Here is a 12,351-nt window from a genome sequence, read left to right on the forward strand (position 1 = left end):
GGTCGACCTGTTCCAGGCTATTCATTCACAGTAACAGGGGAAAAAGTTAGTGACGAACAAATTAAGGAATGGCTGCTAGAGCTCATTGAAGGCGAAGAACACGTCTACGGCTACAAGTTGCTTGCACACTGCATCCGGAACCAACGTGAGCTCCCTCTGAACAAAAAGAAAGCGTACCGTCTCTGCAATGAGTTAGATATCCTTCAAAAACAGCGTAAACGAATTCCGGCACATCCGCGCAGACTACCAAAGAACCGGGTAGTAACGGGGGCTAACCAGCTGTGGCAAATGGACATTAAATACGGCTATGTCATCGGACAGGAGCGTTTCTTTTTCGTGCTCAGTATCATCGATGTGTTTGACCGCGTTGTCGTTGGACAATATAGGGGGCCGGTATGTGAAGCCAAGCATGCTGTCCAAACGTTATATGGGGCGCTTCAGAACCGCATAGAATCAGGCGATACGATGCCGGTGATTCGAACAGACAACGGACCGCAATTCGTTAGCAAATTGTTTGGAGACACGTGCGAGAGTCTGGAGGTCGTGCATGAACGCATCCCACCCCGGACACCGAATATGAATGCCTACATCGAGTCGTTCCATAGCCTACTTGAACGAGATCTTTTCAGCCTTAAGAGCTTCATGACCTTTGAGGAAGCCTATGAGGCACTCGATCACTATATGGACTTTTACAATAATCGCAAGATGCACGGCAGCTTGAAGCTGATGCCTCCAGTTAAGTTTTCAGCGTGGGTCAATACACTGGAAGACTCATCTGCCTTCCATAAAGCCATGTAATAACTCAAAAAAACAAGTGAGTCTACGAAACCAGTAAAATTGTAGGGCAAGACTCCAGAATTAGGGGGCCTAGCCGCTTCTGCAGCACTTTCGCCGCTCGACCGTCGCTCCGCGCTCCATGTGCTGCATTTCTGCAGCACATTAGCCACTCGACCGCCGCTTCACGCTCCATGTGCTGCACTTCTGCATCACTTTCGCCGCACGACCGCCGCTTCGAGCTCCATGTGCTGCATTTCTGCATCACATTCGAAGCTCTACCACCGCTCCGTGCACCATATGCTGCATTTCTGCATCACTTTCGCCGCTCTACCGCCGCTGCGCTCCAAAACTAAAAGCTGTACTTAAACTAACCAATTATCAAATATAGAACGAACATATTCATATTGCATAACTCTTCCACTTTTAATTGAAACGATCGGCTTCAGCTTTCCTTTTTCGCATAAACCCGTTAATGAACGAACAGCCGTCCGATGATTGATCATCAGCTCTCTTTGAATTTGACTAGGTCGGATGGACTTCGCTGACCTTGCTGCAAGGAGGAGCACCTCCTTCTCCAACCGCGTATAAGCTTGTCCTTGCGATTCATTAGCCAGATATGGAGAAAGCAAAGACTTCAACAGCGTTATGATGAGCTGAGGCTGCTCTTCTAAATCATCATAAGGAATTGCCACTACCCGGTAACCAAGTGCTTGCAAAAAGGTTTCCCGATTCAGTTCGCGCCGGTAGCGAATTCGATCCGTATTCTGTACATGCGGGCCATAGCCCTTCACCTCAAAGGCGAATTTATATTGTCCTTGAAACCACACGAAATCAACAAAATACACATTCCCACGCCAATCCAAAACCTCGTACTCCGGATGCAAATGTTCTAAGCTGCCAAAAATCGGCCACCAAACTCGCTCCAAAAACATTTTCTCACCATGCCCATGTCCCCGTTCAAGTCTTCCCTTACGCTCACCAACTCTGCTTCGAATATGACCATTAAGCCAACGCTTATGTTCTTCTACAAATCCCATCCACATCAAACCTCCATATGTGCACAAAAAAATCCCGAAATCCCTCATTTAAGAGGAATCCCGGGACGTTCTTCGCCACAAGCTATTATTTTCTATCATAATAGAGTATTCATATAGAATCAACTCGATTGGTTAGTAGGCTTTCTATGAATCTGATCACTTCAAGACTTGACCGTAATCTTTCAAACGTCAATCTATCAATCTCTTCTCCGCCTGAATTTCGTGCTCCTCTACATAATTCCGGTAGCTTTTTCTACTATGGAAATTAATAATATCATGTGCTATTTCAGGATAGAGTTGAACTGAACTTAATTCAGAGAGCGGTATCCATTTAACATCCGTCTGATGAGGATCTGGACAATCAGGAAGCTTTGGAACGGAGTTTTCTACTAAAGTGCACTCAAATGTAATGCCAACAGAATGAACATCACCATAAAGGTTATTGTTTTTGGCAGGCTGATATTCATATACAAATGCGACTGAACCAACCTCAATATCAACTGAAGCCTCTTCTTTCGCTTAGCGTATGACAGCCTCAACTAACGTCTCACCAGCCTCTACCCCACCCGCAGGAAGATTGTAATGAACGCCATCATCATGATCATTCTTGAATTCGATTAGTAGTATTGCCTCATCTTTCAAAATCAAAGCTCCTGCCCTAAGTCTGAATTTGTCCATTAGCATCCTCCGAATTTTTAATAATCTGCCATTCATCACAAATCATATGTCATTATTTTCATATTGAAGCTATTCATATTATAGCACCGACAAAAAACAGCCTGCGTATTTATTATGAACGATTATACCTCGCGTTTTATAATCTATTTCTTATTAAGCCTAATGGTATAATAGCAGCAACATCATTAAGGAGGAGCTCATGTTTATTTTAGTAGGGATCATATTCATCGTCATTTATTCTGCTCTTGTGTTTTATATCGGATGGAGCGGCTGGACATGGTTGAAGGCTGTGCTTTCCCCGCGTCTTCGTCCGTTGTATATCATTATGCTGATCTTGTTCGCAAGCTCCTTCATACTGGCTCGTGTAGTGCAAGGCTCCGTTCTTCTAAATGTTGTCGGCTCTTATTGGCTGGCCGTATTCTGCTTGCTCTTACTAATTCTGCCGCCCATCCATCTCCTTGTATGGCTTACGAAGCTAACCTCGCTTCCTCGCCACCATGTCAAGAATTGGTCCGGCATTGTCACTCTCCTTGCTCTCGTATCTCTTATTGCCTACGGCAGCTTTAATGCTTATAGTCCTAGTGTGCGTAGCTATGATATTTCACTGTCAAAGCAAGGACCACCGAGCGGTTCTCTTAATATTGTAATGGTTTCCGATATGCACTTTGGCTACTTATCCGGCAAGAAGCACGCCATTCGAATGATTAAGGAAATTAATGCATTGAAGCCTGATATCGTCCTTCTTCCAGGCGATATTATTGATGATGATATTGAGCCATACAAGCAAAAGGATATTGGGAATGTATTAGCTCAAATCGAATCACCCTATGGCGTTTATGCCTCTCTAGGCAATCATGACCGATTTAGCGGGGAAACGACGGAGCTGATTTCACTTCTAGAAGAGAGCCATATGCACGTATTGTATGATGAGATCGTTACACTTGACGGCTGGCTAACTCTAATCGGCCGCAAGGATTACAGCGATAACGGAAGGGCTGAGCTGTCGAAGCTTACAGCGAATATCGACCATGCCAATGCGATTATTTTATTGGACCATCAGCCTTACGGTCTTGCTCATGCGAAGGAGCAGGGTATTGATTTAATGCTCTCCGGACACACACATCGCGGACAGATCGCACCTGCACATCTTATCACCAAGCGTATATTTGATAATGATTGGGGACTTTTGCAATTGGATCAATTCCATTCAATCGTGTCCTCAGGCTACGGCTTCTGGGGTCCTCCTATCCGAACTGGATCCCGCTCTGAAATCGTGCAGATTCGAGCTTCTTTCAACAAAATTTAGAAGAACTTATTTTGATTCGACAAAGAGACGAGTATAGCCCTTGACGCAGCGTCAAGGGCTATACTCGTTTTTAAAAGGAATAATCTATTCCGTCTGTAACTTGTGTTCGTGAGCTGCTTACTCCGGCGGAGCAAATCCTCTACGATTCATTGCGTACAACGTCCTCAGCCAGCTTCTCGTCTGTTTCAAATTCAATATTCGTAATTCGCACCTGCATGGAGCCGGCAGGCGCTGCAATTGCCAATGTTTCATTCAGCTTCGAGAGAAGCAGCTGCCGTCCAACTGGCGATAGGAATGAGATGCGGTTCTCATCCGGATCAGCCTCTTCTGGAAATACAATAGTGAACGTATCACTCGCTTGATAATCTAAATATTCAATCGTTATTTTGCTGCCAATAAGCACTAAAGACTCCGTCTCAAATTGCTTCGAAGCCAAATAATTTTCTACATTGTGCGTATAAAGATTCAAAAATTGATCCATGTCTGCACGCTCTTTGTCTGGCCTTGGGAAATATGTACCCAGGAAGCGGCTCTTTTCCTCTGCCAGCACGATAAGCTGCTTGATCAGCTGCTCTTTAAGTTCTGAAGGCTGAAGACTACGGTTCATAGTAGATTTCCCTCCCTTTACGAGCCTTACCAGACCAAATTTGATTGCTAAATGTGCTGATCATATTTATCTCCTCCTGAAATAATATAAAGATAGGCCTCTTCAAAAGAGGCCTTACTACTATATTACCAGACTAGCATCTATTGAGCCATAACGATTGAATATATTGTAAAATTATACTTTTAAATCGATCTCAGGAGCATTATTAATTACCATAACCCGACCTTCCGGCGAGGGTACTAGCTGCTTCAAACCGCTGAATGAACGAAAACATACAGGCTCACGAAAAACCCGGAACTCCTTGCAATTAGGATATTCCGGGTTTATTTTTTCCAGGATCATAATTATTTAAAAGCTTCCGGCGGGAAACGGTGCTTCGTCGCTTGCTCATAGCTGTACGCTAATTTAATTAACGTAGGTTCACTGAACGCCGCCCCGATAAAAGTGATGCCTTGTGGTCCTTTGGTTGTATAGCCGCCTGGTGCGATAATACCTTTATCGGCGAACCCTCCCGGTACAGTGATGACGGGATAGCCTGCTCTAGCGGCAAGATCATCACCTTCCTCGTTGCCAAGAAACAGCAGCGCATCTAAAGAATGCTTCTCTAACGCAAAGTCGATGCCTTGTTTACCAGCCAGCTCTTTATCCTTCTTTCTACTATCGAGATACTCTTGCTCGGCCAGCGTACCGCTAGTTTCTTCTGACCAGATCAGCGTGCCTTGCCCATATTTCAAAGCAATATGTGCATGCTCTTCATTATAAGCTATCAACTCCTGCAAGGAATGAATGGGAACCGTATCATCCAGCTTTTCTAAATAATCATTCAAATACTTCTTGAATTCATAACGCATCACATGGTTATCCCATTCCGTTTGCTCGCACGGAAGCTCAACCGGATCAACAATAGTCGCCCCCGCCTGCTTCAATACTTCTATCGCTGCTTCAATAATCGCCAGCCTAGACTCATCCAAGTGCTTATAATAAAAACGCGGAATTCCGATACGTGCGCTGCTAAGTGCATGGGCATCCAAAAATGGCGTATAATCTCGGCAAGCATGCTTTGCTCCTGATAACGTTGCCTCATCCCGCTCGTCTGCACCCGTCAATGCTCCAAGGATTATTGCCGCGTCTGCGACTGTTCTAGTCATCGGGCCTGCTGTATCTTGACTATTTGTTATCGGAATAATGCCCGATCGACTGACAAGCCCAATTGTAGGTTTAATCCCTACAAGGCAATTCTGACAAGCAGGACTAATGATTGAGCCCGATGTCTCCGTTCCAATCGCTGCTGCGCCCAAATTCGCTGCAATCGCTGCGCCTGATCCAGAGCTTGAACCGCCAATGAACAAATCTCCAGGACCATAAGGATTTAACACAAGCCCTCCTCTGGAGCTGTATCCCGCCCACATCGAATCTGACATAAAATTGGCCCACTCCGTCATGTTCGCTTTTCCAAGCAGCACAGCTCCCGCAGCGCGTAATTGCGAAGCTACAAACGAATCAGCCGCCGCAAAAGAATTCGCCAATGCCACTGAGCCTGCGCTCGTGTGCATATTGTCCCCGGTATCTATGTTATCCTTCAGCAAAATAGGGATACCGTGCAGACTCCCCCTGCTGCCTTTTTCTGCTCGTTCCCTATCCAAAGCTCTAGCAATTTCAAGCGCATCCGGATTAATTTCCAGAATTGAACGGAGTAGATGATCATACCTGCTAATTCGACCAAGATACAGCCCTACTAACTCCTCTGCGCTCAACCAGCCCGCTTCCATTGCGGATTGCATACTAGAAATATCTGCTTCTACTAACCATTCTTTCTTATTGATTTCCATTGGCATCCCCCTAACAAGCTTCTTCTGATTCCCTAATTATATCCAGAATAAGGAGGATAGTCATTGTAATGAATGGTTATAGTCAATAGAACCATTCATCACCGATAGCGACATTTATATTGCGTAATCGAGGAAGGAAAGGATGCGATTCTTATGGAGATTTCTTAGCTCATTTAAAATAATAACAGCCCATGAAAGCCTTGCCTTTCATGGACTGTTTGTCGTTAGAATAAATCCGCAAGCACATTGCTAAAATCGAGATTATTAGTAAGATCGTCATCTGGATTCGTTTGCATATAGCCGCCGCCATCCTCCACCTGAAGATCTACACTCGTATCGCCATCGCCATCACGCCAATAGCCCTCGACATACGTTCCATCCTCCCTATAATAGGACTCAACATAGTGAGGATTTACGAAATGCTGCTCTGGATTAACTGTAAATGCTGCATCACCCTCCGTCTGGGTAAACATCTCTTCAAACGGATTTGCCCCTTCCTCCGAAAAAATCGCCTCGCCATCTCCCCCCATCGTTGCGAATGGATCAGATGCTGCGGAGCTGTGGTCTCTTAGCTTGTTTTGAAACATCGTAGTTCACCTCTTGTTGGAATAGTTGTATCAGTTCATTCGCTGTACCTGTGCTGGCCTGTACGCTTTCCATTAGCTCCGATCTCGACATGACAACGGAATCGTCGATTGGAAGCTGCTTATAGGTGTAATGTCGTGCAATATCTGTGAACAATCGCTCGACCGCTTCTTGTTGAAGAAGCGCGGTTTTATATGGCGGTGCAAGCCGCTCGAAGCTGGCGCTCATATACCGATTGGCCTCTGCCACATGGAAAGGAATAAGCGTATTCATCAGATGCTCCAGCGTATCGAGTGCCTTCGTCATGTAGAAATCCAGTCGGTCGTGATCATACTCAGCCTTCAGCAATTGCTTTTCCCTTGTATCTCTTGCTTTACTAGCCGCGCCTACACCAAGAAATGCGCCACCCAGCAGAAGAGGAAGCGCCAAGCCGCCAGAACCAATCGTTACAGCCAAACCGATACCCGTCGTTACGGCTGCCCGGGCATAGCCTTGCTTTTCTTCCTTACGAATGAAACGCTCCATATCCGCTTTTGGTATTAGGAGTGGATATACTGCTGAGAGGATGCTCTCTATCTCTGCCAATGATTGCTTAAGCTGTGAGCCAATTCCCATAAATCCGCGCTGCATAAGACGGAACGGCTCTTCGCTCGAAGTAAGCCCCGCTTCTGTAAGAAGCTCACGAGAATTACTCTCCAGCATCGCTGGCAAATAAATGGACACCTGATCTAGTCTGCGTTTCTGATTCTGGATGGCATAATACAAGAAATTAAGCAGACGGTTATTGCGTTCTTCCCGATTGGTCACATTATCCTCAATCTCACGAATTCCTGCCTGCAGTGCAAATATTTGCCCAAACATGTTATACAACGCGAAATCATTCATCTGCCGGCACCAGCTCAAATACAGTTGTGCTGGGGGAATTTGAGGCAGAAGAGGTGCTTTCCGCTGCCGATACTTCTCGTAAATAAGACCAGGTACTGCATGCGTGGGAAGTTTGTATAAGATTCCTTCTTTATTTGAATTAATTCGTATAGTCACTCCAACAAAATAGCTGTTCTCAGAAAGTGGCTCCGAAACTGAAATATTTGTAATTTCCTCATTATCCACGTTTTGAAGCACCATGTTCTGCCCTTGTCTAAAGGTAAGGCCCCGCTCCGACAGCTCATAAAAAAACGGCTGATTCATCAAAGTGTACCCCATCATCTGGCTATCAGGTGGCTTTACAATCCCTGAACCAAAAAGCAAGCTGTAGCTGCTCTCCTGCCCAACTATCATTGCGATCTCCAGCTCGCGCAGCATAAACAGCCTATTATCCGCTTCAATCATTCCGCACTCCTGTAAAGATACAGCTGGCAGCAGCTTCATCTGCTTGTTAAGCAGCAGTTGCATTCGATTTTTTGTGCGGTTCAGGAGAAAACCCACTTCTTGGCCATCATACTGCTCACCAAATAACACGCCTTGCAGCGTACCAATTTGTTGATGAAAAATTTGTTCGGGCTTCATCCATGTCTTCCTCGCAAAAGTGATAGCATCAGCTCTCTTGACATCAATTACATAGGGCGTGCCTTGCTGTACCACCAATGTACGGTTTAGTTCATTCTCGTAATACCAGTCATCCATTTTAAGCTGAAATCGATGAATGACGCTCCACTTGCTCTCATCAACGATAGTTATCGTCAAATCATTACCTAAAGCGAGTGTCCCCTCCTGCCCTTCATGTTTGATTCCATTAAACCTTCCGCTGTATGACATTGGATAAAGCTCCTGAAATGAGCCGATCAGTTCTTGCAGCTTAGGTGCTTTCTGCTGCAAGGCTAGCAGTGCAAGCAGCTTGTCCTGCTGCGGAATGAACAATTGGATAGATGGTATAGTCGTCCATTCTAAATCGAAAAAGCCGTCGAGCTTTAAGTGGAACGCATCTATGCGATTGGCAGCTGTAATTCGATGATAGGGAATCGTGTATATCTTATTCGCAATCACACTGCCAGTCATAAGCTCAAATTGATCGGCCTTCAGCCCAAGCTTCATATAGGCGTTCGTCTCGCTTCCATAGGTGGCATATACCGGTATTTCACTCGCCGCATCGATTGGAAATTGAAAGCATTCAGCAGGCATCTGGTTTAGGCACTTCTCGAAATCTGGGATAGACAGGAGGATTTTGAAGCCAAAGGGAAAAGAGTCCTTACCTTCTAGAGTAACGAGTCTGTCCATAAATTGTGTTATGCGAATTTTCCCGGGATTGCAAGCTATATTATGGACCGTATCCGTCCCGAATAAGCCGCCTGTATCATGTACGAACACTCTGCCTTGATTAGTCAAGCAGAGGGTATGCGTGCCTACGACCGATATCGAGCTAAAACTAAATCCGCCAGAATGTGTATGCACTACCTGCTCGTCCGTCAGTAAACTTGCTCTTATTTTCAAAGGCACTGTCAATGGTGATCACTGCTTTCATTGTTGTTATTTTCCGTAGTCCTATATACCTATTCAAGGTGAATTAATAATCCCCTGCTATTTGACCTATAAAAAACGGTTTATGTTTTTCTATGCATAAACCGAAAAGCAGCTATTCATTTTATGCAAAAGAGCCCGCCATTAAGGCGGGCTCTTTTGTCTATACTGGATTTATGCAGGCTGTCGGTTAGTTTAAATCCAGCTTATGAATAGAATAATTGAACATTACACATTAACATTTTCCTTGTCCTGGTCTTTGTTCTTTTCCATATCTTGGTCTTTGTCCTTTTCCTTTTCCTTGTTTTTAAAAGCTTTAGGTTTCTCCACGATTTCTGCTTCTTTCGTTATTTCATCCAAATAGAGCTGAAGCTCCGGTATAGGTTTTGGATCTTTTAAATGCATGCTTTTCAAAGCTTCTACTGCGATTTTGAGTACGGCATAATTACGGTACCACCTGTTATCGGAAGGTACGATATGCCAGGGAGCGCTGCTGCTGCAATTTTTGAACAGCTTCTCATAGCAGCTTTGATAGTGATCCCATGACTTGCGTTCCGCAAGATCAGACGGATCAAACTTCCAGTTTTTATTGGGATCCTCAATCCTGCTTTTTAGCTTTTCAAGCTGAAACTCCTTGGATATATGTAAAAAGATTTTTACGACCTTCACGTTGCTATCTGCAAGCATCGATTCGAAATTATTAATATGCTTGAATCTTTGCTTAGCTTCTTTGTCCGAAACCGTACCATGAACCCGAGTAATGAGAACTTCCTCGTAATAAGACCGGTTAAACGTAGCGATGTAGCCTAACGGAGGAACCTTGTTATGAGCTCTCCATAAAAAATCATGCTGCTTCTCTTCTTCAGAAGGTGATTTAAAGCTATGCGAATATACCCCTTGCGGGTTAAGCCCTGAGAAAACATGCTTGATGCTTCCGTCCTTGCCGCTGCAATCCATTCCTTGAAAAACAAATATCACCGCTTTTTTCTTACCGGCAACAAGCTTCTCTTGCAGCGCTTCAAGCTCCACCTTCAGTTTATCCATCTCTTCTGCGATATCTTCCTTAGACTGAAATTGTCCTGTATCCTTCGGATCGATTCGAGATAAATTAACCTTTTCGTTAGGCGGCAGTACGAACAGATTTGCCATATCATTCACACCCTTCTAGAATCAAAGTCGTATTTTCTATATGTATAGTGTACCTCATTTCAAGAGCGATTTACAAAAAATTACTTCAGCCTAGACTGTTCCTTCCTGGACTGAGGCACTTTGAAAGCCAGATGCATAGTACTTAGCCATTTTCACACTGATATGAGAATAATAGATGGCTCTGTACACCTTCTGTACAAACTAGGAAGACAACCGGCTGATCGAGGTTTTGGCACACCATAGAGAGAAAACAGTAAATACCGCTGCCCATACGAACGCGGGCAAGAAGGTGATTGAGCTTAGGCTTGCCGCATCTCCCGCCGATGCAGGGTCTGTAAGAGCCAGTACTAGTAAAATAATCGGACTAATAATGGATTCTACCAAACATATAAAAGCAATCAGCAAATAATAGCCTTTGCGCAGCCAATTGGGCGCCCAAGCATAAATGATCGCTGTAAGCAGCGTAAAGCCAGCACACCAAGCCATCCCATAGTCGTTTCGGATGAAAAGCGCAAGCGCGGAACCAGCAGCTAAAGCAATTAATGCTAATCCTGCACGGAACTTGCCCTTCGCTTGCATAACAAATAACAGCAGTGTAAACAAAGCGGAGCCTATATACCCTGCCAAAGCAATCGGTATGAGCATCCAATTGTCCGCATAGCTCGTATAGGTTACACCGCTTTGATCCGCAAATAAGTAAATATGCATGACGCTTCCTTTGAGCATCAAAGCAACGAGCGCATGGGAGAGCTCATGTACTAATGTATTTACATTTCGAAAAAATTCAGAATAAGGAATCAGTCGGGTCAAAAAGGCAGTGATAATAATTACGACTGCCGTCTTCAGCCATGCTGTCACTGCTACACCTCCGTGCTTCATGAATGGTATTTTTTATAAGCCAGCATAAGATTGCAGGTTACATGTTAACTCCTAAAGGCAAAAGGGTAAAGAGTAAACTTCGGTGAGAGTAAATTCATTTTCAAATAAGCTGTGAACGGGTAAGTATGAGAAGAGAGGAGTGGTTCCAATCGGACACTATATCGAGGTTGAGAAGGGTGTAAGGTTATTCGTAGAGGATGTCGGCACAGGCACGCCTGTTATATTTCTGCACGGCTGGCCATTAAATACTCGTATGTTTGAGAACCAATTCACCTTGCTTACCGAGCAAGGCTATCGCTGTATCGGCATCGATCAACGCGGCTTCGGCAAATCCTATGCACCCGCAGCAGGCTATGATTATAATCGGCTGTCTGATGACGTTAGGGCAGTTATTCATTATTTGAAGCTGGATAAAGCTGTTCTGATCGGCTTCTCGGTAGGCGGCGCTATTGCAATCCGATATATGGCACGCCATGGGGGATACGGTATACAGAAGCTAGCACTGCTTGGCGCTGCTGCCCCTGTATTCACTCAGCGGGAGGATTATCCGTACGGCATAGAACAGGATGCTGCCAATGAGCAGATAGCCGCTATCTATAAGGATCGGCCGCAGATGATCCGTGACTTCAACGAACATTTTCTGGCGAAAGGAGTCGATAACGGCATAAGCGAGCCCTTCGGAAACTGGCTGCAGCAGCTTGGCTTGGATGCATCGGCTTGGGGAACGGTTCGCACTTTCGAATCGCTCCGCGATGAAGATCTGCGAGCCGATATTGTACAAATCAAAGCGCCGACCACTATATTTCAAGGCCAGCTTGACTCCATTTGCCCTCCTGAATTCGCTAAGCTGCTGCTTAACGGCATCGACGGCTCAACGCTAGTTACATTCGAGCGAAGCGGTCACGGTATGCTCTTCGATGAGCCAGTCAGATTTAATAAAGAGCTTCTCGATTTTCTTGGCTCCTAGGCCGATTCTGTAAGGGTGTATTTCCAAAAGGAGATAAAGCTGCTTTTATTGGGAATGCCCCTTTTATCTTACGAATTTAGAAT

The 12,351-nt window shown here is 44.9% G+C and carries 12 protein-coding genes; 3 read left to right on the plus strand and 9 right to left on the minus strand.

Annotation, left to right across the window (positions count from 1 at the left end; translation table 11 throughout):
* Window positions 1-798: DDE-type integrase/transposase/recombinase (locus CEF13_RS29065; RefSeq protein ID WP_211297047.1), on the plus strand; the 798-nt coding region annotated here is incomplete at its 5' end.
* A 22-nt stretch (window positions 799-820) separates the two neighbouring features.
* Here the strand turns inward: CEF13_RS29065 and CEF13_RS28605 are convergent.
* From CEF13_RS28605 to CEF13_RS29600, 3 genes are all read right to left on the minus strand, one after another.
* Window positions 821-1,039, minus strand: coding sequence for a hypothetical protein (locus CEF13_RS28605; RefSeq protein WP_146022754.1), 219 nt, complete (start codon window positions 1,037-1,039; stop codon window positions 821-823).
* A gap of 100 nt (window positions 1,040-1,139) precedes the next feature.
* Window positions 1,140-1,814, minus strand: a complete 675-nt coding sequence (locus CEF13_RS23290; RefSeq protein WP_102714446.1) for a hypothetical protein — start codon at window positions 1,812-1,814, stop codon at window positions 1,140-1,142.
* A 519-nt stretch (window positions 1,815-2,333) separates the two neighbouring features.
* A complete protein-coding gene (locus tag CEF13_RS29600) occupies window positions 2,334-2,492 on the minus strand; it encodes an NUDIX domain-containing protein (RefSeq protein ID WP_341806395.1) in 159 nt (52 codons plus the stop codon).
* Window positions 2,493-2,691: 199 nt separating this feature from the next.
* Here CEF13_RS29600 and CEF13_RS23300 point away from each other — a divergent pair, with 199 nt between their 5' ends.
* Complete coding sequence (locus CEF13_RS23300) at window positions 2,692-3,798, plus strand: metallophosphoesterase (RefSeq protein WP_102714448.1); 1,107 nt, start codon at window positions 2,692-2,694, stop codon at window positions 3,796-3,798.
* Window positions 3,799-3,937: 139 nt separating this feature from the next.
* On the opposite strand, the gene CEF13_RS23305 is transcribed toward CEF13_RS23300, so the two are convergent.
* From CEF13_RS23305 to CEF13_RS23330, 6 genes are all read right to left on the minus strand, one after another.
* Window positions 3,938-4,405, minus strand: a complete 468-nt coding sequence (locus CEF13_RS23305; RefSeq protein ID WP_102714450.1) for a GreA/GreB family elongation factor — start codon at window positions 4,403-4,405, stop codon at window positions 3,938-3,940.
* A gap of 344 nt (window positions 4,406-4,749) precedes the next feature.
* The gene (locus tag CEF13_RS23310) at window positions 4,750-6,234 is read right to left on the minus strand and encodes an amidase family protein (RefSeq protein ID WP_102714452.1); all 1,485 of its coding nucleotides are present in this window, start codon (window positions 6,232-6,234) and stop codon (window positions 4,750-4,752) included.
* A gap of 224 nt (window positions 6,235-6,458) precedes the next feature.
* Complete coding sequence (locus CEF13_RS23315) at window positions 6,459-6,821, minus strand: hypothetical protein (protein WP_102714454.1); 363 nt, start codon at window positions 6,819-6,821, stop codon at window positions 6,459-6,461.
* Complete coding sequence (locus CEF13_RS23320; RefSeq protein ID WP_102714456.1) at window positions 6,778-9,258, minus strand: hypothetical protein; 2,481 nt, start codon at window positions 9,256-9,258, stop codon at window positions 6,778-6,780. Before CEF13_RS23320 ends, CEF13_RS23315 begins: the two co-directional genes overlap by 44 nt.
* Window positions 9,259-9,501: 243 nt before the next feature.
* The gene (locus CEF13_RS23325; protein ID WP_102714458.1) at window positions 9,502-10,422 is read right to left on the minus strand and encodes a PPK2 family polyphosphate kinase; all 921 of its coding nucleotides are present in this window, start codon (window positions 10,420-10,422) and stop codon (window positions 9,502-9,504) included.
* Between the two features lie 201 nt (window positions 10,423-10,623).
* Window positions 10,624-11,280: a M50 family metallopeptidase gene (locus tag CEF13_RS23330; RefSeq protein ID WP_244917115.1), complete on the minus strand. Its 657-nt coding sequence runs from the start codon at window positions 11,278-11,280 to the stop codon at window positions 10,624-10,626.
* A 160-nt stretch (window positions 11,281-11,440) separates the two neighbouring features.
* Here CEF13_RS23330 and CEF13_RS23335 point away from each other — a divergent pair, with 160 nt between their 5' ends.
* Entirely contained in the window at window positions 11,441-12,268 is an 828-nt protein-coding gene (locus CEF13_RS23335; RefSeq protein WP_341806393.1) for an alpha/beta fold hydrolase, read from the plus strand.
* Window positions 12,269-12,351: the final 83 nt, after the last annotated feature.

Source organism: Paenibacillus castaneae (genome assembly GCF_002884445.1).
In the GTDB taxonomy this organism is placed as follows: domain Bacteria; phylum Bacillota; class Bacilli; order Paenibacillales; family Paenibacillaceae; genus Pristimantibacillus; species Pristimantibacillus castaneae.